The sequence below is a fragment of the Rothia sp. L_38 genome (assembly GCF_050689125.1).
In the GTDB taxonomy this organism is placed as follows: Bacteria; Actinomycetota; Actinomycetes; order Actinomycetales; family Micrococcaceae; genus Rothia.
Window position 1 is genome coordinate 198141 of the sequence record NZ_JBOEQD010000004.1, and the last position, 20771, is coordinate 218911.

The 20771-nt window shown below is 57.1% G+C and carries 20 protein-coding genes and 1 tRNA gene; 13 read left to right on the forward strand and 8 right to left on the reverse strand.

The features are described from left to right. The first annotated feature begins 1 nt into the window (after position 1). Genes ACRCJM_RS04570 through ACRCJM_RS04585 form a run of 4 tightly spaced genes read left to right on the forward strand, consistent with a single transcriptional unit; the run spans position 2 to position 4416 of the window. On the forward strand, positions 2-1552 hold the full coding sequence (locus tag ACRCJM_RS04570; RefSeq protein ID WP_431463967.1) for a YifB family Mg chelatase-like AAA ATPase: 1551 nt from the start codon (positions 2-4) through the stop codon (positions 1550-1552). Continuing rightward, a complete protein-coding gene (gene dprA, locus ACRCJM_RS04575) occupies positions 1549-2793 on the forward strand; it encodes a DNA-processing protein DprA (protein WP_431463968.1) in 1245 nt (414 codons plus the stop codon). The genes ACRCJM_RS04570 and dprA overlap by 4 nt, the downstream gene beginning before the upstream one ends. Before the next feature lie 43 nt (positions 2794-2836). After that, on the forward strand, positions 2837-3832 hold the full coding sequence (locus ACRCJM_RS04580; RefSeq protein WP_431463969.1) for a tyrosine recombinase XerC: 996 nt from the start codon (positions 2837-2839) through the stop codon (positions 3830-3832). Between the two features lie 32 nt (positions 3833-3864). Then, the gene (locus ACRCJM_RS04585; RefSeq protein ID WP_237205794.1) at positions 3865-4416 is read left to right on the forward strand and encodes a DUF3145 family protein; all 552 of its coding nucleotides are present in this window, start codon (positions 3865-3867) and stop codon (positions 4414-4416) included. A gap of 100 nt (positions 4417-4516) precedes the next feature. Here ACRCJM_RS04585 and fabF read toward each other — a convergent pair whose 3' ends face one another. From fabF to aceE, 5 genes are all read right to left on the reverse strand, one after another. Next, a complete protein-coding gene (gene fabF / locus ACRCJM_RS04590; protein ID WP_237205793.1) occupies positions 4517-5788 on the reverse strand; it encodes a beta-ketoacyl-ACP synthase II in 1272 nt (423 codons plus the stop codon). 92 nt (positions 5789-5880) lie between these two features. Further along, the gene (locus tag ACRCJM_RS04595; RefSeq protein WP_185174557.1) at positions 5881-6120 is read right to left on the reverse strand and encodes an acyl carrier protein; all 240 of its coding nucleotides are present in this window, start codon (positions 6118-6120) and stop codon (positions 5881-5883) included. A gap of 234 nt (positions 6121-6354) precedes the next feature. Next, positions 6355-7380 carry a beta-ketoacyl-ACP synthase III gene (locus ACRCJM_RS04600; RefSeq protein ID WP_431463970.1) on the reverse strand — a complete coding sequence of 342 codons (1026 nt, stop codon included), beginning with the start codon at positions 7378-7380 and terminating at the stop codon, positions 6355-6357. Positions 7381-7403: 23 nt separating this feature from the next. Further along, entirely contained in the window at positions 7404-8315 is a 912-nt protein-coding gene (locus ACRCJM_RS04605; RefSeq protein WP_431463971.1) for an ACP S-malonyltransferase, read from the reverse strand. Positions 8316-8613: 298 nt separating this feature from the next. Next, on the reverse strand, positions 8614-11355 hold the full coding sequence (aceE, locus tag ACRCJM_RS04610) for a pyruvate dehydrogenase (acetyl-transferring), homodimeric type (RefSeq protein ID WP_237186111.1): 2742 nt from the start codon (positions 11353-11355) through the stop codon (positions 8614-8616). A 389-nt stretch (positions 11356-11744) separates the two neighbouring features. Between aceE and ACRCJM_RS04615 the strand changes: the two genes are divergently transcribed. The 6 genes from ACRCJM_RS04615 to ACRCJM_RS04640 all read left to right on the forward strand — a co-directional run bounded on the left by ACRCJM_RS04615 (position 11745) and on the right by ACRCJM_RS04640 (position 16245). Beyond that, a complete protein-coding gene (locus tag ACRCJM_RS04615) occupies positions 11745-12161 on the forward strand; it encodes a DUF3052 domain-containing protein (RefSeq protein WP_237186112.1) in 417 nt (138 codons plus the stop codon). 264 nt (positions 12162-12425) lie between these two features. Then, positions 12426-12498: transfer RNA gene (locus ACRCJM_RS04620), tRNA-Val, on the forward strand. Positions 12499-12693: 195 nt separating this feature from the next. Next, on the forward strand, positions 12694-13371 hold the full coding sequence (locus tag ACRCJM_RS04625) for a hypothetical protein (protein WP_431463972.1): 678 nt from the start codon (positions 12694-12696) through the stop codon (positions 13369-13371). A 153-nt stretch (positions 13372-13524) separates the two neighbouring features. Continuing rightward, a complete protein-coding gene (locus ACRCJM_RS04630; RefSeq protein ID WP_431463973.1) occupies positions 13525-13710 on the forward strand; it encodes a hypothetical protein in 186 nt (61 codons plus the stop codon). 105 nt (positions 13711-13815) lie between these two features. Then, a complete protein-coding gene (gene gndA, locus ACRCJM_RS04635; protein ID WP_431463974.1) occupies positions 13816-15294 on the forward strand; it encodes an NADP-dependent phosphogluconate dehydrogenase in 1479 nt (492 codons plus the stop codon). 93 nt (positions 15295-15387) lie between these two features. Beyond that, positions 15388-16245 (forward strand): glycosyltransferase family 2 protein, encoded by an 858-nt coding sequence (locus tag ACRCJM_RS04640; RefSeq protein WP_431463975.1) that lies wholly within the window; start codon positions 15388-15390, stop codon positions 16243-16245. A gap of 35 nt (positions 16246-16280) precedes the next feature. Here the strand turns inward: ACRCJM_RS04640 and epsC are convergent, their stop codons facing one another. From epsC to msrA, 3 genes are all read right to left on the reverse strand, one after another. Then, the gene (gene epsC / locus ACRCJM_RS04645; RefSeq protein WP_431463976.1) at positions 16281-16865 is read right to left on the reverse strand and encodes a serine O-acetyltransferase EpsC; all 585 of its coding nucleotides are present in this window, start codon (positions 16863-16865) and stop codon (positions 16281-16283) included. A 206-nt stretch (positions 16866-17071) separates the two neighbouring features. Next, entirely contained in the window at positions 17072-18007 is a 936-nt protein-coding gene (gene cysK / locus ACRCJM_RS04650) for a cysteine synthase A (protein WP_431463977.1), read from the reverse strand. 68 nt (positions 18008-18075) lie between these two features. Continuing rightward, positions 18076-18600: a peptide-methionine (S)-S-oxide reductase MsrA gene (msrA, locus tag ACRCJM_RS04655; RefSeq protein ID WP_431463978.1), complete on the reverse strand. Its 525-nt coding sequence runs from the start codon at positions 18598-18600 to the stop codon at positions 18076-18078. 66 nt (positions 18601-18666) lie between these two features. Between msrA and ACRCJM_RS04660 the strand changes: the two genes are divergently transcribed. From ACRCJM_RS04660 to ACRCJM_RS04670, 3 genes are all read left to right on the forward strand, one after another. Beyond that, the gene (locus ACRCJM_RS04660; protein WP_431463979.1) at positions 18667-19536 is read left to right on the forward strand and encodes a Nif3-like dinuclear metal center hexameric protein; all 870 of its coding nucleotides are present in this window, start codon (positions 18667-18669) and stop codon (positions 19534-19536) included. Between the two features lie 415 nt (positions 19537-19951). Next, positions 19952-20149, forward strand: a complete 198-nt coding sequence (locus ACRCJM_RS04665) for a hypothetical protein (RefSeq protein ID WP_431463980.1) — start codon at positions 19952-19954, stop codon at positions 20147-20149. Positions 20150-20207: 58 nt separating this feature from the next. After that, positions 20208-20507, forward strand: coding sequence for a hypothetical protein (locus ACRCJM_RS04670; protein ID WP_431463981.1), 300 nt, complete (start codon positions 20208-20210; stop codon positions 20505-20507). The last annotated feature ends 264 nt before the right edge of the window (positions 20508-20771 follow it).

Here is a 20771-nt window from a genome sequence, read left to right on the forward strand (position 1 = left end):
CGTGGCCTTCGCACGAACCTATTCGGTTGCCCTGGTGGGTGTCACTGGCTACCTCGTTGAAGTAGAAGCCGATATCTCATCTGCCCTACCCGGCTTCGTCCTGCTGGGCTTGCCCGATAGTTCTTTGAACGAGGCCAAAGACCGGGTGCGGTCTGCCGCGAAGAATTCCGGGCTGCCCCTGCCACCCCAGAAACTCACCATCAACCTCACCCCGCCTACCCTTCCCAAGCGCGGCTCGGCATTTGATATGGCCATGTTGGTTGCAGCCCAGCAGGCGGCGGGGCAGCTAGGTTCATCAGGCCGCACGGTCTTCCTGGGCGAAGTCGGTCTCGATGGGAGTGTGCGACAGGTTCCCGGAATACTACCTGCTGTCAAAGCCGCCCGCGATGCCGGGCATGAGCGGGTAGTTGTACCCGAGGGTAATGCCCAAGAAGCAGGCCTCATAGAGGGAGTTGAAGTGACCGGGGTCAGCTGTCTTGCTGAAGTGTTTGAACTTCTGGGCTGCCCCGAACCAGAAAAGCTCAAAAGACCAGTTCTGGTGGGGAGTCAGAGGACGGGGGTGGAACACAGCAGCCCGCAGCAGAGCGCTGATATGGCAGATGTCGCCGGGCAGGCGGAGGGGCGCCTAGCCCTTGAAATAGCGGCTGCAGGGGGCCATCACCTGTTGCTGACCGGCCCACCCGGTTCTGGCAAGACCATGCTGGCTGAACGTCTCTCCGGTATTCTTCCTCCGCTCACACCGCAAGAAGCGCTGGATGTCACCGCGGTGCACTCGCTCTGCCGTTCGGGTGAGCCGCTTACAGAACTGATGACCAGACCGCCTTTCGAAGCGCCCCATCATACTGCCAGCGCACCTGCGATTATGGGAGGTGGTGCCGGGCTGCCCAAGCCGGGGTGCATCTCAAAGGCGCACCGGGGCGTCCTTTTTCTCGATGAAGCCCCGGAATTTAAGCGCAGCGTTTTAGATTCTCTGCGCCAGCCCCTCGAAAGCGGCGAAGTCATTATTAGTCGCTCAGCTGCTTCAGCCCGGTACCCGGCTAGGTTTCAACTCGTACTAGCTGCCAACCCCTGCCCCTGCGGCTATAACGTGGGTCGCGGTCTAGACTGCACCTGTACCAGTCGAGAGCGAAGGTCCTACTTCAGCCGGCTATCGGGGCCCCTGCTTGACCGTATCGATCTTCATATCAGTGTTCCTAAAGTAACGGCCGCCGACCTCGCTACAAGCGGCACCAACGAAAGCTCAGAGGAAATCCGTTACCGAGTCAGTCAAGCCCGCAAAGCCCAGGCGGAAAGACTGAGCCCGCTGGGCGTGACCACCAATGCTGAGACGAACGGCAAGATTCTGCGAGGCCCTCTCAAGCTTTCAGCCCAACTGACCTCGTCCCTCTCCACCGCCCTGGACCACGGCACCCTCACAGCCCGCGGCTATGACCGAGTGCTACGGACAGCCTGGACCTTAGCCGACTTAGATGGAGCCACCAGCCCCAGCCGAGACCACCTTGACCTTGCCCTCTACTTCCGCAACCACGCCACTGAAAGCTACCAGACATGACACATCACGACCCCCACCACGATATTCGTAGAGCCCGCACCGAGATCCTGCGCATTACCGACCCCGAGGACGTCGCCACCTACACCCTGCTTCGGCTTGTGGGACCGGTCCGTGCCGCAGACTACCTCACCGGCCGTCAGGAACTCACCCCGCGTCTTCTAGCCCGCCACCTTGAGGAAGCAGGAGCACACGATGTCTCTGCGGCACCTGCCCTCGCTAGTGCCATCGGTGAACGGACGCAGCGGTGGAAGAGCAGGCGGGCAGGTATCAGCGTCCAACAGGATATGGCTTTAGCCCGGGCCAGCGGCAGCTGGCTGTGTATACCCGAAGACCCAGACTGGCCACAGGCCTTGAATGACCTCGCAGAAAAAACTCCGGTCGGCCTCTGGGGCAGGGGAGACCGCCAGCTACTGGCCCAGCTCACCACCGAAAAGAGTTATGCGGTCGTGGGGTCCCGCGATGTCAGCTCCTACGGTAACTCAGCAACCAGCCACCTGGCCGGTGAACTAGCAAACCGGGGCTATACGGTGGTCTCAGGTGGGGCCTTTGGCGTAGATGCCACCGCCCATCGAGCTGCACTCGCTACAGCAACATCTTCCCTGCCCACCGTAGCATTGATGGCGGGAGGTCTTGACCGTCTTTACCCCAAGCCCAATGAACGCCTGCTGCACGAGATTATTGAACGGGGCCTGCTGCTGAGCGAGGTTCCCCTGGGGCAGAATCCCACCCGTTACAGGTTCCTCCAGCGTAATCGGCTCATCGCCGCTCTCACCGGGGCCAGCATAGTTATCGAAGCCCGCTGGCGCAGCGGCGCGCTCAACACAGCCCACCATGCCCTGGAACTAGGGCGCCCACTCTATGCTGTACCCGGCCCTATCTTTTCACCAACCTCAGAAGGCTGCCACCGGCTCATTCGCGACGGCCTGGCCCAGCTTGTCACCGATACCCGCCACATACTGGAAGACAGGACCACGGAACTTGGAGCAGAGCCTGCCAGCCTTTTCTCTGCCCCTTCTGCCCACCAGCAGCTCCTGGATTCGCTCACAGAAACTCAAAGACGGGTGTGGGACGTACTGCCTCTCCGCACTCCGGCTACTGTCGAACAGCTCAGTGCTGACCTTGCGCTACCTACCCGAACGGTCATGATTGCCCTATCTCAACTCAACCGACTCAACCTTGCAGAGCAGGAAGGCATGGGCTGGCGAAAAACCAAACCATCGGCGGAAAGCTCCGGGGGATAGAATGAAGACCTGACCTCAGTCACCGGTAGGAAGGAGCGGTACGGTGCACCCTGCAGACCAGCTACCCACCACCCTCAAAATCGGGGCCTCCACGGTCGACGAAGACCGAGAGTTCGTACGAGCCCTTGAAGCTTTTGAACGCTACCTCACCTACGAGCTCCACCGCTCACCTCAAACAATTCGGGCCTACGTCTCTGACCTCACCGATTTCTTTGCCCACGCCCGCAGACACGGTACCACCCATCTATCCCACATCACCCTTGAAGTCATTCGAGGCTGGCTAGCCTACCATCACCGCAAACAAGCTGCCCGGAGCTCTATGGCCCGGCGGACTTCGTCCTTGCGGACCTTCTTCACCTGGGCGGAGGAAGAAGAACTCATCCAAGCCAACCCGGCACTCAAACTCACGACCCCCAAGAAGAGCAACCACCTGCCCTCGGTACTCAGCGAAGGCCAGATGCAGGCCCTCACCACAACCCTCACAGCAGCTCTAGAGCAGACCCCGCGGGACGCCCGACTCCTGCGACTTCAGGCGGTAGTGGAGCTACTCTATGCCAGCGGGTTGCGCATCTCAGAGCTCACCGGTCTCGACCTAGCAAGCATTGACCGTCACCAGCGAACCCTGCGCGTGCTGGGTAAGGGCAATAAAGAGCGGGTCGTGCCCTTCGGGGCTCAGGCTATGCAGGCCCTCAACCGGTGGGTTGTGGCAGGACGCCCGCAGTGGCTTCCAGAGATAGAAGAAGCTAAAAGCGCCCCGGCTCAACACGCCCTCTTCATCGGCCCCCAGGGTAAACGCGCCAACCCCCGGCAGATTCGCCAAGACCTTACCACCCTGCTGGGTACTTTGGGCGATACCGAAGCCACAGGCGCCCACGTCTTCCGCCATACAGCTGCAACCCACATGGTCGATGGGGGAGCAGATATCAGAGCCGTCCAAGAGTTTCTTGGGCACAGTTCTTTAGCAACCACCCAGGTCTACACTCACGTCTCGGTAGACCGCCTTGCCCAGGCCTATAGCAGGGCTCACCCCCGGGCCTAAAGGTAAGGCAGAAGGTATAGGATGGGAAGACCATGTTTTCACCAGCAGAAAAGACCGGCCAGCCCGTCCCCCTTCCATCAGAGACAACCGGCAACCCTACCGGTGGCTTTATCTTTCTGCTGGCTGTCCCCTCAGCCCTCACAAGCCACGTGACCTGGGCTCTTGAAAATCTCACTGCCCACCGGCTGACCCCCACCTGGCAAGCCCAACCCCAGAAACCGGGCTACCACCGTGCAGATATCAGCTGGCAGGGCAACAGCGGGGGAGCAGCCCTCATCGCTTCCACCCTCCGTCACTTCAAGGACAGCTATTTTGAAGTCACCGAGCGCCGCACCGCATCCTCCGATGCCTTACGCATCATGCACACCCCCGAACTCGGCATCTGTACCCTACCGGTAGACCTACAGGGCAACTTCACCGTAACCGAAGACCGCATCCGCTACGCCTTCGAAAAGGCAGCCGGTAATTTCGATGAACTCTACCGGCAGTTCTCTGCGGCCGTTGGCCAGCCCTGGGACGACGAACTTGAGCCCCTGCGTCCTAACGCCTCATCGGCCAGCGCCACCGTCAGGCTCCGGGCCTAAGGCAAGAGCACCCCCGCCCCAGAGCACAGAAAAGGGCCCTTCTGCCCGAACTAGAGTTCGCGTAGAAGGGCCCTCTCTCACAAGCTAGACCAGCACGGTGTTAGTTGCTGACGCTACGGAAAGCCGCTACAGCGTTGTGACCACCAAAGCCGAAGGAGTTCGAGACAGCAACAATCTCACCGGCAGGAAGGTCCCGAGCCTTGGTGACAACATCGAGGTCAATCTCGGGGTCCTTGTTCTCCAGGTTAATGGTGCAGGGAGCCTTACGGTGGTAAACCGCAAGAACAGTCAGTACAGCTTCAAGAGCACCGGCACCGCCGAGCAGGTGACCGGTCATTGACTTGGTTGCAGATACAGCCACCTTGCCGGTGTGCTCCCCGAAGACCTCACGCAAAGCCAGGGACTCGGGGATATCACCCACGGGAGTAGAGGTTGCGTGCGCATTGACGTGCACTACCTGCTCAGGAGAAATACCGCCATCGGTCAGAGCTTCCTGCAGGGCGCGGGTAGCACCCAGAGCATCCGGGTCGGGAGCGGTGATGTGGTGGGCGTCCGCTGAGACGCCGGTGCCAGCCAGCTCCGCGTAGATACGGGCACCGCGGGCCAGCGCATGCTCCTCAGATTCAAGAATTAGCGCAGCACCGCCCTCACCCATCACAAAACCGTCGCGGTCGGTATCGTAGGGGCGGGAAGCACCAGCAGGGTCATCGTTGCGGGTCGATAGGGCCTGCATCTTTGCAAAGGCGCCAATCGTCATGGGGTGGATTGCAGCCTCAGAACCACCGGCAATCACCACATCGGCCTTACCCGAGCGAATCAGCATCAGGCCGAGCTCGAGAGCTTCGGTCGACGAAGCGCAGGCGGACACCACGGTCTGGGCAGCGCCACGGGCCTTCAGGTTCATCGAGACGGCAGCAGCATTTGAGTTGGGCATCAGCATGGGAACCGTCATGGGCAGCATACGGCGCGGGCCCTTCTCGCGCAGAGTATCCCAGGCATCAAGCAGAGTCCACACACCACCGATACCGGTACCAAAAGCAACCGCGGTCCGCAGCGGATCGCACTCTTCAGCAGCCTCAGCGTCAGGGCCGCTAAAACCGGCGTCCTCCCAGGCCTCGCGCGCCGCAACCAAAGCCAGCTGGCCCGAGGGGTCCAGGCGCTTAGCCTCAACCTTGGTCAGGCGGCCCGACTCAACAGCGTCTACAGCCACACGGCCAGCAATCGAAACCGGCAGGTCGAATTCCTCAACCCAGGGCTCTTCAATAGTGGTGATGCCTGAGACACCTGCAAGCGCATTTTCCCAGGTCGTCGGAACATCCCCACCGATGGGGGTGGTGGCGCCGAGGCCGGTGACCACAACTTTACGAGTCATGCTTGATTCCTTCGAATACAGTCTTGGGTTGGGGTAAAGAATAAAAAGCAGGTTGGGCACGATCAGACCGTGCCCAACCTGGTCAACGCGACTTAGGCGTTAGCGATGAAGTTAACAGCGTCGCCGACGGTCTTCAGGTTCTTGACCTCTTCGTCGGGAATGGTAACGCCGAACTTTTCCTCAGCGTTCACAACGATGGTCATCATTGAGATGGAGTCGATGTCCAGGTCCTCGGTGAAGGACTTCTCGAGCTGGACGTCCTCAACCTCTACACCGGTCTCTTCGTTCACGATTTCTGCAAGACCTGCGAGGATTTCGTTCTGATCTGCCATGATGGCTCCTTCGTCTTAGTATGAGTGGCGTGGGGCCACTGATGTAACTCACCGCGCAGGGGTGCGCAGCGGTTGAGGGATAAGCGGGCAGAGCCCACTTTAGCTTCCAAAATTGAGTGTAGCCCTTAGCCCGCACAAAGCTAAGCTGTGACGCCACCTAATTTTTGAAATAAATCTAACATTTTGTCAAAATACGGTGCGGACGCCCGCCCCGCCGACCCGGCACAGGGCAGATTAGGGGAGCACAACAACCTGGGCCGCGTAGGCCAGACCCGCACCGAAACCAATCTGCAGGGCAAACTTGCCAGAAAGATCGGGGTTATCCTGGAGCAGCTGGTGGGCAGCTAGCGGAACAGAGGCAGCAGAGGTGTTACCCGCACACTCGATATCGCGGGCCACCACAACGCTCTCGGGCAGCTTCAGGGTTTTCACCATCTGGTCGATAATGCGCATATTGGCCTGGTGGGTCACCAGCGCCCCCAGGTCATCTGCGGTAATACCGGCAGCATCGAGAGCCTTCTGAGCAACCTTAGCCATCTCCCAGACAGCCCAACGGAAGACCGTCTGGCCGTCCTGACGCAGGGTCGGCCAAATCTTCTCGCCCTCCTGCACCGGGTTAGCCACAAAATCACGGTTGCGGATCTCAAGCATGGAATGGGTCATGCCCACAGCGCCCCAGCGCTCGCCGTCTGAACCCCAGATAGTGGGGCCGATGCCGGGCTCATCGGAGGCACCTACGACCGCCGCACCAGCACCGTCACCGAGCAGGAAGGAAATGGTGCGTTCGGTGTTGTCGATGAAGTCTGAGAGCTTTTCAACGCCGATGACCAGAACCTTCTGGGCGGTACCGGAGCGTACCAGGGCGTCCGCCTGGGCGATGCCGTAGCAGAAGCCTGCGCAGGCTGCTGAGATATCGTAAGCGGGAGCCTTGGACCCCACAGCTTCAGCTACCAGGGTCGCGAGGGCGGGGGTTGCGTAGGGGTGGGAGATGGTGGCGACGATGACGGCATCCAGCTCTTCACCCTGCACACCTGAGGCGGTCAGGGCGTCCTTAGCAGCCCCCACAGCAAGATCTGTTACAGAAATCTTTTCTGAGGCACGGTGGCGGGTCTTAATGCCGGTGCGCTGAACGATCCATTCATCTGAGGAGTCAATCGGGCCGGCAATATCGTCGTTGGTGACGATCAGGTCGGGGCGGGCAGCCCCGTAGCCCAGAATACGGGAGTAGCGGTTGGGCTCAACCTGCTTGAGAGTAGGCATCGTGAAGTCCTTTCGGGAAAACTTTAGGCCTGAAGAGCCTGGGCTAGGGCGGCAAGGTCGTCGGGGGTGTTGATAGCGGACGCCGGTGTGCCGCGCATACCGCGCTTGGCCAGACCTACGAGGGTGCCTGCGGGAGCAACCTCAACCAGGCGGGTAACTTCCCGCTCCGCGAGGGTGGCCATACACAGGTCCCAGCGGACGGGGCGGATCACCTGGGCAACCAGCGATTCAAGAGCCGCTGTCCCCGAGGCAACGGGCTGGCCATCGAAGTTTGAGAGCAGCTCAGCAGTCGGTTCTGCGGGGGAGAGGCCTGCCGCAAAGTCTGCCAGGGGCCCCTGGGCTGCCGCCATGTAGTCGGTATGGAAGGCACCGGCTACCTTCAGCGGAATCACGCGGGTCTTGGCGGGCGGGTTCTCGGCGAAAGCTGCAAGAGCGTCGAGGGAACCCGCGGCTACAATCTGCCCGCCGCCGTTCGAGTTAGCGGCGGTGAGGTTGGCTTCGGCGATAGCGGCGCGGACGTCGTCCTCAACTCCGCCGAGCACAGCGGCCATGCCGGTGGGGGTAGCGGCAGCTGCCTGAGCCATGCCGTCGGCCCGCACCTTGATAAACCGCATGGCGTCCTCTTCGGTGAGCACACCGGCTAGGGCTGAAGCGGTAATCTCACCCACTGAGTGACCGGCAAAAACAAGCTTCTGGCCCTCCAGGGTCTTCTGGGCTAGGCGACCGGTGACAAGACCAGCTGCCACAATCAGGGGCTGGGCAATAGCGGTGTCCTTGATGGTTTCCTCATCGGCCTCGGTGCCGTAATGAACCAAGTCGAGCTCTACAGCCTCAGAGAGCCGCTCGAGGTGGGGGCGTACCCCGTCGAGGTCTAACCAGCTTGAGAGGAACCCGGGCTTCTGCGACCCCTGGCCGGGGCACACCAGTGCTATCACGCGTAACCGCCTTGAAAATAGAGTGTGAGACCTAGAACTTGAAAGTTTCTAGCGCTTTGTTCAAATAACTATCCTACTCCTGTTGGCAGGCCAGCTGGGACGGCACAGCTGTTCAATCTCAAAAGCCAAGAAAACTCACAGCTAAGGGCTTCGGCCCAAGAAAGCTAGAGGGTAAGACTGACTAGCCCAAAGACTGCCCAGAACAAAAAGCGGCCCCCACGATGATCGTGGGGGCCGCCCTTACACTCAGCGCGAATCTATGACTCGCTGTGAGCTAGGAACTAATCAGCACAGGGGCTTAGGCGTCGCCACCGGCGGTACCTGAGGTGCCTGCATTGATGTTGTTCAGGTCGTACTTCTCGAAGGCCTTAGCAGGTGCGTCTGCGGGGACCTCGCCTCGCTTAGCCAGCATCTGCAGGGTACGGACGACGATGGACTCGGCGTCGATCTTGAAGAAGCGGCGGGCACCGGCACGGGTGTCAGAGAAACCGAAGCCATCTGCACCCAGGGTTGCAAATTCGTTGGGAACGAACTGGCGGATACCGTCCATCAGGTCGGTCTGGTAGTCAGACACGGCAACGATGGGACCGGTGGCACCCTCAAGCTGCTGGGCAACGAAGGGGGTGCGGGGGCTAGCTGAGGGGTTGTTCAGCAGCTCACGTTCGGTCTCAAGGCCGTCGCGGCGCAGGTTGGTCCAGGAGGTAACTGACCAAACATCTGCTGAGACTCCCCAGTCTTCGGCAAGAATCTGCTGGGCCTTTTCAGCCCAGGGAACTGCAACGCCTGAGGCCAGAAGCTGGGCACGGGGGCCGTCATTCTTTGCCTCGTGCAGGCGGTAGATACCACCAATCAGGCCGTCAACGTCGAGGTTTTCGGGTTCAGCGGGGTGCTGAATGGGCTCGTTGTAGACGGTGATGTAGTACATGACGTTGTGGTCTTCGTCCTTGTCACCGTACATGTGCTCGATGCCGCGCTTGACGATGTGACCGATTTCGTAACCGTAGGCAGGGTCGTAGTGAATCACTGCGGGGTTGGTGCCGGCCAGGATCGGTGAGTGGCCGTCTGCGTGCTGCAGGCCTTCACCGGTCAGGGTGGTGCGACCTGCGGTTGCACCCATGATGAAGCCACGGGTCAGCTGGTCAGCAGCAGCCCAGAAGGAGTCGCCGGTGCGCTGGAAACCGAACATCGAGTAGAAGATGTAGACGGGAATCATGGGCTCGCCATGGGTGTCGTAGGAAGTACCTACGGCGGTGAAGGCTGAGGTGCCACCGGCCTCGTTGATACCTACGTGAATGATCTTGCCCTCGGGTGATTCCTTGTAGGCCAGCATGAGTTCACGGTCAACAGCCAGGTAGTTCTGGCCGTTGGGGTTGTAAATCTTGGCGGTGGGGAAGTAGGAGTCCATGCCGAAAGTACGAGCCTCATCGGGGATGATGGGCACGATACGGTGGCCGAAGTCCTTCTCGCGCATGAGGTCCTTGAGCAGGCGCACAAAGGTCATGGTGGTTGCAGCCATCTGCTTACCGGTGCCCTTGAATGCACCCTTGTAGGCCTTGTCTGAAGGCAGGGTAATCTTGGGCTGAACATTCTTGCGGGAGGGGACGAAGCCGCCCAGTTCCTCACGGCGGGCCATGAGGTACTTGTACTCTTCGGAGTCCTTACCGGGGTGGTAGTAGGGCGGGTTGTAGAGGTCCTTCTCCAGCTCCTCGTCGGAGATGGGGATGCGCAGGTGGTCGCGGAACTGCTTCAGGTCTTCCATCGACAGTTTCTTCATCTGGTGGGTGGCGTTGCGAGCCTCGAAGGAAGCACCCAGGCCGTAGCCCTTAACAGACTGAGCAAGGACGACGGTGGGCTGGCCCTTGTGCTCAACAGCTGCCTTGAAGGCTGAGTAAACCTTGTGGTAGTCGTGGGCGCCGCGCTTCATGGCCCAGATCTCGTCGTCGGTCATGTCCGCAACGAGTTCCTTGGTTTCAGGGGTCTGACCGAAGAAGTGTTCACGGATAAAGCCGCCGGACTCAGCCTTGTAGGTCTGGTAGTCACCGTCGCGGGTTTCGTTCATGATGCGGACGAGCTCGCCGGACTTATCCTTTTCGAGCAGGGAATCCCATTCGCGGCCCCAGAGGACCTTGATGACGTTCCAGCCTGCGCCGCGGAAGAAGGCTTCAAGTTCCTGAACAATCTTGCCGTTACCGCGGACGGGGCCGTCCAGACGCTGCAGGTTGCAGTTAACAACGAAGGTGAGGTTGTCGAGCTTGTCGTTGGCAGCTAGCTGCAGGGCACCGCGTGACTCGGGCTCGTCCATTTCGCCGTCGCCCAGGAAGGCCCAGACATGCTGGTCTGAGGTGTCCTTGATACCGCGGTTGTGCAGGTATTTGTTGAACTGAGCCTGGTGGATAGCGTTGAGGGGACCAAGACCCATGGATACCGTGGGGAACTGCCAGAAATCAGGCAGGTTGCGGGGGTGGGGGTAGGAGGGCAGATGGGTGCCCTGCTTGGTCTTTTCCTGGCGGAAGCCATCGAGCTGCTCTTCGGTGATGCGACCTTCCAGGAAGGCACGTGCATAGTTACCGGGGGAGGAGTGGCCCTGGAAGAAAATCTGGTCGCCGCCACCGGGGTGGTTGCGGCCACGGAAGAAGTGGTTGAAACCTACTTCGTAGAGGGTGGCTACACCTGCGTAGGAGGAAATGTGGCCACCTACGCCGATGGTGGCTTTCTGGGCACGCTGTACCATCATGGCAGCGTTCCAGCGGAGCATGGCGCGGTAGCGGCGTTCAATCTGCTCGTCGCCGGGGTATTCGGGTTCCTGGTCGACAGGAATGGTGTTGACGTAGTCAGTGGTGGTCACCATAGGTACGGTGATCGACTTCTGGCCTGCGCGCTGCATAAGTGAGCGCACGATGAACTGTGCACGTTCGGTGCCGTGGGCTTCTACCAGGTCGTCGAAGGACTCAATCCACTCGTTGGTCTCTTCGGGGTCGATGTCGGTGAAGCTGTTGGTCAGTGCACTCAAAACGTGATCGTTCGTTTCTGAGGGTCCCACTAGTCAACCTCTCTTTGTTGTAGGGGTATGTGTTCACCAGCGGCAGCCTATGTGCCCGGTGAGCCTTGGGTGTATGCCTTGCGCGGCCGGTGGGCAGGCGCTAAGACAACTTCCCTTCTATGTTGTCACAAATTGCTTCTTTTAAGGTTGTGGTTTCAGGAGTTTGGGGGTGTGAAATAGCCGTCACTTGCCCCTACTTTTTCTGAGGGTGAAATTAGCTGGCCTATTTTGGTCGTGTTCTGTTGATTTGGGGGCATGAAGCGTGTTCAGTAGGAACTAAAGGCATGCCCGGTCTCGTTTACTTTCGTAATGGAAGCGGTGAAGGTGGGTGTGCGGGGCTTTGTTGAATTGCTAGCCCGCCATTGTCATTTGAATCTTGGAGGATGTACGTGAGCGCCACCGGTGCTGCTAAAGAGACTGTTGGTCAGAAGCTAGGATTGCCTGTTGGCAGCCTGATGCAGGAGTTTGGCTACGATGAGGACGTCGACTTCGACCTGCGCGATGCCTTGGAGGATTTTCTGGGAACAGAGCTTCTTGATGAGGATGACCAAGAAGTTGTCGATGGCATCCTGCTGTGGTGGCGTGCTGAGGACGGCGACCTGGTCGATGGTCTGATGGATGTGCTAGCTACTCTTGACGAGGGTGGGGTGGTATGGCTGCTGACCCCCAAGTCTGGTCGGGATGGGCATATTCCTCCGGTGGAGATTCAAGAAGCTGCCCCGCTGGCGGGGCTGCATGTGACCACATCTGAGTCGCTAGCTCAGGATTGGGCTGCTTTTCGCCTGGTCATGAAACAGGGGAAATAAGTGTGAGGGCCTTCTGTCAGGGTAGACAGGGGGCCCTTTTTCATGGGTTTTAGCCATGGAGAGCGGTGGTTCAGAAAAAAATTAGAAATTTTTTGAAAAAATATAAGTGCTTGTCAAGCCGGCATTTTCTGATATTTGTCTGTGTAAAATAGTCAGAAAATCGGGCTTTTTGCACCCTGAGGGGCGGTTTCGATTTGCAAGACCGTTTGGGTCTGCGTAAAGTATTACATGTCGCCGCGAGAGATAACGCGGAAGGGACAACAAGGGTCTTTAGCTCAGCTGGTAGAGCGCCACGTTTACACCGTGGATGTCATCGGTTCGATCCCGGTAGGACCCACAGATAAGCCCCACACCTCGGTGTGGGGCTTTTTGTTTTTCTACGACTAGCTGTAGGTCGGGTGGGGCGAGAGAAAATGTGGGCTTATATGTGGGCTTCTTATCAGGGTGAAAGTCGCACCGGCAGAAGGCGCCGATAGGTAGACTGAAAACTTCAGTTTGACTCACACACATACCTTTAGAGGGGAAACCTATCGTGACTACCTCACGCCGTGCTCTACTTGAGGGGACTGCCTGGGCGGCACCTGCCGTCCTCGCTACTGCAGCTATCCCTGCGTATGCAGCTTCAACACCAATCACCAGTGTGGTTGCTCAAGGGTCTGTAGACTCCTTTGGCTTCCAGAGCGTGGACTCAACAGATTTGGTGAACTTCACTGGCCAAACCACCCAGTCACCTATGACAGATGGCTCTACCGGCTTCCGCCTGTACCAGACCACCGGTGCCGATACCACCGCCGTCCTCACAGCCCTGACCTACTATGTGCTGATTCCCCGCAATGATGCCTACACCATCGATTCAGTCAATATTAACTACGGTCCGGTTGCGACCGTCTGGGACCCGATGGCTCTTTCAGCTCAGGCAACAGTAGCCCTATCCAACGGTAACGTGCTGTCCTCAGCTGATTACCTGATCTACGCTGCAACTTATAAGGCAGGGCCAACCACCATCACTGTAGGGCCTGAAACCACTTCACAGGCAGTCTCAGGTACCGATATTTCCACCAATATCGCTGGCAAATTCACAGACGGTGGTAACGCGATGATTCCCAGCGAGATAGCAGGCCTCTACACCGGTTACATCGCGACCTATTCAGTTAACGGCGTAGCCAGCACGACCTCGTCTACCGTTGCACCGTCTACTAAAACTTCATAAGGTCAATTTGTACGACCTACATTGAAGAGGGGAGAGCTCCTTGCCGGGCTCTTCCCTTTTCTGTTCGACCCCAAACCATGAAGTAGTCTGTGAGGGATAATAGCTGAACTAATGGTCGCGATGCGTCAATACCGAGAAGGAGTAGCGCTCTTGATGAACCGTAACTTTAAACCTCGCAACTTTACCGCCGTATTCCTGTCGGTAACCTGGCTGCTCATATCCATCTTTTTCATCACGCAGGGGGCCCTGGTGACGCTCTGGTCAATCTTCGCCTGTGTAGCTCTGATCATCGGAGCTGTAGCAGTGTGGGTACTCTTCACCGATACCTACGATTCATAGCAAAGACCACCACCGGCTGCTTTCAGCCTCCCAGAATATGAGAGTTTGCTTCATCTCACCCGGTGCTGAAGCATAAACAGAGCAGACCAGCGTAGTCTTAAAGACATGACTGAAAACAATACTGCTCGTAAGGCACAAATTGGTGTAACCGGCCTAGCCGTCATGGGTGCAAACCTGGCCCGCAACCTGGCCCGTAACGGCTACACCGTAGCCCTGCACAACCGCTCCGTTGAAAAAACCGACGCCCTGCTCGAAGCCCACGGCGATGAAGGCGACTTCATCCGCACCGAGACCCTGCAGGAACTGGTTGACTCTCTCGAAGCTCCCCGCCGCATCCTCATCATGGTTAAGGCAGGCGGCCCCGTTGATGCTGTCATTGAGCAGCTCGAACCCCTGCTCGATGAAGGCGATGTCATCATCGACGGCGGTAACTCCCACTTCCCCGATACCATCCGCCGCGAGCGTGCCCTGGCAGGAAAGGGCCTGCACTTCGTAGGTATCGGCGTCTCCGGCGGTGAAGAGGGCGCCCTCAACGGCCCCTCCATCATGCCCGGCGGTTCTGCTAAGTCCTACGAATCCCTCGGCCCCCTGCTCGAAAAGATTTCAGCCAAAGCACCCAACGGCGATCCCTGCTGCGCCTGGATCTCAACCGACGGCGCTGGCCACTTCGTTAAGATGGTCCACAACGGTATCGAGTACGCAGACATGCAGGTCATCGGCGAGGCCTACGACCTGCTGCGCACCGTTGCTGGGCTTGAGCCCGCAGCCCAGGCTGAAATCTTCAAGCAGTGGAACACCACCGACCTCAACTCCTACCTCATTGAAATCACCGCTGAGGTTCTGGCCCAGGTCGATGCTAAGACCGGCAAGCCCCTGGTCGACGTGATCGTCGATGAGGCCGGCCAGAAGGGTACCGGCCGCTGGACTGTCCAGGCAGCCCTGGATCTGGGGGCACCAGTCTCCGGTATTGCGGAGTCAGTATTTGCCCGTGCCCTGTCTTCTAGCAACTCTGATGCCCGCAAACAGGCCCAGGAAGAGCTACCCGCAGGCCTCATCGCAACCACCGCCGTTGCTAACGGCGATGAAGAGTTCATTGAGGACGTCCGCAAGGCCCTCTTCGCCTCCAAGCTGGTTTCCTACGCCCAGGGCCTGGACATGCTGGCTAAGGCTGGCGACGAGTACGGTTGGGACCTCAAGCTCGACGTCATCGCAGGTCTCTGGCGCGCAGGCTGCATTATCCGTGCAGAACTGCTGGGTGAAATCATGGAAGCCTACAAGAACGAAACCCCCGCCAACATGCTGCTGGCTCCCGGCTTCAAGAAGCTCATGGAAGAACTCGTTCCCTCCTGGCGTCGTGTGGTTGCCAAGGCAACCGCTGAGGGCGTGCCCGTCCCCGTCTTCGCCTCATCCCTGAGCTACTACGACGGTCTGCGCCGCAAGCGCCTGCCCGCTGCCCTGATTCAGGGCCAGCGTGACTTCTTCGGTGCCCACACCTACGGTCGAATCGACTCCGAGGGCATGTGGCACACCGAGTGGAGCGGCGACCGCAGCGAAATCAACGCTGAGGACTCCCACACTCACTAGGCGACAAGAGCCTACAACCGATATGCTCTGTGCCCTGATACTTCACTGTTCAGGGTGCAAAGCATATTTTGTCTAAGAGAATTGAGAAACTTGATGCCGTTTGGTTCAAAGATTAAGAAAGTGCTAATTAGCGATCAGGGGAACCTATTCACCACCTTTGGTTATGGTCTGGTCGTAGGGGTTATCGTAAAGTATTACAGCCTAACCGCTCGTTTTGCGTTCCGTAAAGAAACCCCCATCAGCGCAGATTTCAATGAGAACGTGACCTTTGCGGTAAAGACCTTTTTGCGGCCTAAAACTATGAATCGCTGTCTTTCTGGTATTCGTCAAACAACGTTTGCTGGGCGTGTAGTGGTAGCAGATGACTCCGAAAAACATTGGTCAACAACAGACCCGGCTGTTCAGGTCGTGAAGCTGCCCTTCAACGTGGGTATTTCGCGGGGGCGTAACGCGGCTCTAGACCACGTCAAGACTAAATACGTTCTATTTACAGATGATGATGCTGTGCACACTCGTGCCAGCAACTGGCAGAAGGCCTACGAATACTTAGAAGCTCATCCTGATGTGGATGCAGTCGCCTGCACCTTGATTGAGGTACCTACCTTCCGCACACATATTTATGGTTCAAAGGCTGATACCCTATACGCTAAATCCGCTGACCCGATACACGAACCCGGGCAGCTAGTTCATGGCCTTCCCTTCCGGTTAATGACGTCTAATGATTTTCTAGCACGTACTGAGTCAATCCGTTCTATTGGTGGCTGGGACGATGAACTTAGACTCAACGAACACCGTGATTTCTTCTCCCGTGCAAGTGGAAAGCTTGTATTCGTTCAAGACCCTGAGATAATTGCCTTCCATGCTCGTACCCCTTGGAATAAGAAATATCAGAAGTATCGCCATGATAATTCTGTTTCTCGGCAATTAATTACCAAAAAATGGGGAGAATAAAAAAGTCCCAGCCTCTCACACAGGCTGGGGCTTTTTTAAATCCACATGGTCGGGTCCACGTACTCGACGGCGTCAACCAAGGGTTTTTTGTTGTCGGGGGTGCGCGGACGCGAGCGGGCAGGGATGCCGGTAATGATAGAGTCCTCGGGGTGGTCGTGCACCACCACTGAATTACCACCAATTGCTGAGTCTGCGCCGATGTGCACCGGCCCCAGCACTTTTGCACCTGCACCGATCGTTACCCGGTCACCAATGGTGGGGTGGCGCTTGCCCTTTTCAAGGGAACGCCCACCCAGGGTAACCCCGTGGTAGAGCATGACGTCCTCACCGATGTCAGCGGTCTCACCAATCACCACACCCATGCCGTGGTCAATGAAGAAACGGCGACCAATGGTCGCACCCGGGTGAATCTCAACCCCCGTCATAAAACGGGCAAACTGGCTGAGGGTTCGCGCAAGGGTGCGGGTAGATTCCTTCTGCCAGAGCTTATGGGCCAAACGGTGCGCCCAGATAGCGTGCATGCCCGAATAGTTAATCATGATTTCCAGATCACCGCGGGCTGCGGGGTCGTGGGCTTTGACAGTGTCTAAGTCTTCACGCAGGCGCGCTCGGAAACTCATGCTTCTCCTCAACATCTCGGCAGGGGAGCGCTAACAACGCTCTTGCTGAACTCTATAACAGTCACCACCAGAACAAAATTCCAACTCACCCACATAAAATCTGGAAAGCCGGGGTAGACGTCCGCACCGGGGCTCCTGCCCCACAAAAAGGTGGGCACCCCGCTAGCAAGCAACGGGGTGCCCAATCTTATCTCGGAGCTAAATCTTTAGCCGCGGATGTCTTCGTAGAGCAGGGTTGAGATGTAGCGCTCGCCGAAGTCAGGAACAACAGCGACGATCAGCTTGCCTGCGTTTTCGCTCTTCTTAGCCTCTTCCAGGGCTGCCCAAACGGCTGCACCGGAGGAGATACCGCCCAGGATACCCTCTTCGGCGCCCAGCTTGCGGGCAGTAGCAACGGCGTCGTCGATAGCGACGTCGGTAACGGCATCGTAGATGTCGCGGTTCAGAGTATCGGGAACGAAGTTAGCGCCCAGACCCTGAATCTTGTGGGGGCCAGCCTTGCCCTCGGTCAGCAGGGGTGAGTCCTTGGGCTCAACAGCAATGACCTTGATGTCAGAGTTCTGTTCCTTGAGGTACTTGCCAGCACCGGAAACGGTGCCGCCAGTGCCAACACCGGCTACGAAGATATCAACCTTGCCCTCGGTTGCCTCCCAGACCTCGGGGCCGGTGGTCTTGTAGTGAATTTCGGGGTTAGCTTCGTTGGAGAACTGGGAGGCCAGAATAGCGTTCTCGGTAGAAGCTACGATTTCCTTGGCCTTCTCTACAGCGCCGCGCATACCCTCAGAACCGGGGGTCAGCACGATCTCTGCCCCGTAGGCGCGCAGCATGACACGACGCTCGTTGCTCATGGTTTCGGGCATGGTCAGGATGACCTTGTAACCTCGGGCTGCACCCACCATGGCCAGGGCAATACCGGTGTTGCCAGAGGTGCCCTCAACGATGGTGCCACCGGGCTTGAGGGCACCTGACTTCTCAGCGGCATCGATGATGGCTACGCCAATACGGTCCTTAACGGAGTTGGCGGGGTTGTAGAATTCCAGCTTGACTGCGACGTTGCCGGGCAGGTCTGCATCCAGGCGGTTGAGACGGACGATAGGGGTGCGGCCGACAACCTCGGTGATGTTGTTGTACATCTTTGACATGAGTGCACCTTTCAGGTGGAGGAGTTTGATGGTTCGCCCTCTAGTGTACGTAACAAAGGGGGAGGGGCTTAACTTCTAAGAAACCTGGCGTAATGTTGCCTTGTCTTAGCCAGCTTGGGATTGATGACGGCCATACAGTAGCCCTGGTAGGGGTTCAGGGCGTAGTAGTTCTGATGGTACGCCTCAGCCTCGTAGAAAGTGCCCAGGGGTTCTACCACCGTGACGATGGGCTGATCCCACAGCTTCTGTGCCCTGCCAATGGCTGCTTCAAAGAGATTCTTCTGCTCCTCGTTCTCGTAGTAGAGGGCCGAGCGGTACTGGGGGCCGATGTCCGCTCCCTGACGATCCCAGCTGGTGGGGTCGTGCGAAGTGAAGAAGATATCGAGCACGGTTTCGGCCGGAATGACGGTCTCATCGAACTCGACCTTGACCACCTCAACGTGGCCGGTGCTACCTGAACAGACCTCCCGGTAAGTGGGGTTATCGACGTGCCCACCGGTGTAGCCACAGATGCTAGCGGTTATTCCTTCAAACTGGCGGTATACGGCGTCGATGCACCAGAAGCACCCGCCGCCAACGACAAAACTTTGCATACTTCCTGTAACCCGGCAGGGGTAACTCTTATTCCCAGTGCAAGAGCGCATGACACAATAGAGGGCATGACTGAACTGAAAACACCCACCCTAAGCGACGTAACCCGTGCCTTCCACGAGATTTTCCCACCCGATCTTGCCGAGAAATGGGATGCTGCTGGCCTGGTAGTTGGACGGGCTGACGCTCCTGTGACCACCCTTGGGTTTGCCGTGGACGCCACCGTGGCAACTGCCCGCGAAGCTGTAGAAAAAGGCGCAGGGCTACTCATCACCCACCACCCCCTGCTCATGCGCGGTGCCTCTTTCCTGCCTGACACCGACTACAAGGGCGAGATTGTTCACACCCTCATTGAGGGAAGGTGCGGCTTGCTGGGGGCTCACACCAACGTGGACTCAGCCCCGCACGGCACCAACGAGGCCTTTATGAACAAGCTGGGTATCACCGATACCGAGATTCTGGCAGATGAAGAGTCCACCCAGATTGAAGGTAAGGACGCCTGCGTCGGCATTGGGCGCGTCGGCAGCCTACCTGCCCCCGTCAGCCTCAAGGAACTGGCAGAAATGATTGCTGACTTCCTACCTGCAACAGCCGGCGGGCTACGCATCGCCGGTCGATCTGACCAAAAGGTCCAAAAAATTGCCCTCTGCACCGGCGCCGGTGACTCCCTCTTCGGTGAAGCTCGTGCATCTGGTGCGGATGTCTATATCACCGCTGACCTACGCCACCACCCGGCCTCAGAAGCTAGGGAACAGGCCCTCATCAGCGGTGGCACCCCGGCTCTGATTGACTGCTCCCACTATGCCAGCGAATGGCTCTGGATGGACGGAGCAGCCCGACTACTTACCGAAAAGCTTGAAGACCAGGGCTTCGCTATCGACACCTACGTCTCAACCCTCAACACCGACCCCTGGGACTTCACTGTTTCAACCGGGTAGGTTATGGGATCAGTATCAACAGCTTAAGATTGACAAGGGATTGCTTATTCAAATTGATTCCTAATACTTGCATTTGCTTATAGATTCTCTCCACTTATTTTTGGTAAATCTAATGTGATGCACATTCGCTTACCATTGGGTTTGTATATTCCTAGTTGCTGTTGCAACCAACATCTCATCTGAGTGAACGACCAGGTTTTGATAAAAATACACCGAGGCAGTAAACTAATTGCTGGTTATGCAAAATTTTATTATTACTTTAAATATATTGTATTTTTGACTTGCTGGGAGATTTTCTGTACCAGCCGTTGAAAGTGATCAATGTTCCAGTATCTGAGCGATTGGGTGCTGGTAAGTTAACTATTCTAATAATCGATACTGATTAAATATATTATAAATTTATTTGGAGGACAAAATGGAGATGGAAAAATGTGAAATTTGTGGAATGGGTGTAGAAGATATTGTCTATGCTTGCGATGGTAGTGGGAGGGAGATTTGTTGGGATTGTGAGGAAGAGCTTGCGGGTTCTGTGGATGGTTTTGCTAAGTATTGTTGCGGAAATATCTATGAGGAAGGGGAGGAAGTTTGTTTGAGCTGTGGTGATTTCCTTTAAATTCAATCAGATAAATTAAATATATTACAATTTTATTTTTCAAGTGAAAGGTTTTGTGGTGTCTTATAAAGGTGATTATTTTGAATTTTCAAAGGTTTACCAATACTGTATTGAAGTTCCATTTGAAGGTGCGACTGCAGAAGGTGTAGATGGCGCTAAAATTTTGGAAGGGGAGGTGGCTTGGTCTGCAGATATTGAGTGGGATAGCGAGCAACGAGGTTATCGTGTTTCCACATTTTGGCAGGATTATGGTGTAAATTTTTCAGATTTTGGAGAAGGTCCCGAGGAAGATCGATTTCAGAGTGACTTGGACGATTTTATTTCGGGATGTGGAATAAGTTTTGATGACCTCGTTTAAATTTCAATAAAATAAAATTTCGGTTGGATATCATTGAAGTTTATTCAATAGGGTAGGTGGAGCAGGCTTACAGTGAAGCTGCTGGCTCGGCTGCTGGCGTGAACCGCCCTTGTGGTCGAAGCGAACTGGGTGAGAGGAGCGGTAGCGAGCGTGAGCCTGCGGCACCCCTTATGAATAAGCCTCATTATATCCGAATGGAAATCTTCCTGTTTGCACAAATGTTGAGAGTAGAAAATCTAGTTGGTTATTAATTTCTTAGGAGTT

Coding starts and splice junctions, on each gene's coding strand:
- msrA (WP_431463978.1), bottom strand. CDS start 18,600: ATGCAAAGTTTTGTCGTTGGCGGCGGGTGCTTCTGGTGCATCGACGCC.
- cysK (WP_431463977.1), bottom strand. CDS start 18,007: ATGTCAAAGATGTACAACAACATCACCGAGGTTGTCGGCCGCACCCCT.
- epsC (WP_431463976.1), bottom strand. CDS start 16,865: ATGAGTTTCCGAGCGCGCCTGCGTGAAGACTTAGACACTGTCAAAGCC.
- gndA (WP_431463974.1), top strand. CDS start 13,816: ATGACTGAAAACAATACTGCTCGTAAGGCACAAATTGGTGTAACCGGC.
- fabF (WP_237205793.1), bottom strand. CDS start 5,788: ATGACTCGTAAAGTTGTGGTCACCGGCCTCGGCGCCACCACCCCCATC.
- ACRCJM_RS04595 (WP_185174557.1), bottom strand. CDS start 6,120: ATGGCAGATCAGAACGAAATCCTCGCAGGTCTTGCAGAAATCGTGAAC.
- ACRCJM_RS04640 (WP_431463975.1), top strand. CDS start 15,388: ATGCCGTTTGGTTCAAAGATTAAGAAAGTGCTAATTAGCGATCAGGGG.
- ACRCJM_RS04660 (WP_431463979.1), top strand. CDS start 18,667: ATGACTGAACTGAAAACACCCACCCTAAGCGACGTAACCCGTGCCTTC.
- ACRCJM_RS04630 (WP_431463973.1), top strand. CDS start 13,525: ATGAACCGTAACTTTAAACCTCGCAACTTTACCGCCGTATTCCTGTCG.
- ACRCJM_RS04665 (WP_431463980.1), top strand. CDS start 19,952: ATGGAGATGGAAAAATGTGAAATTTGTGGAATGGGTGTAGAAGATATT.
- ACRCJM_RS04600 (WP_431463970.1), bottom strand. CDS start 7,380: ATGCCTACTCTCAAGCAGGTTGAGCCCAACCGCTACTCCCGTATTCTG.
- dprA (WP_431463968.1), top strand. CDS start 1,549: ATGACACATCACGACCCCCACCACGATATTCGTAGAGCCCGCACCGAG.
- ACRCJM_RS04585 (WP_237205794.1), top strand. CDS start 3,865: ATGTTTTCACCAGCAGAAAAGACCGGCCAGCCCGTCCCCCTTCCATCA.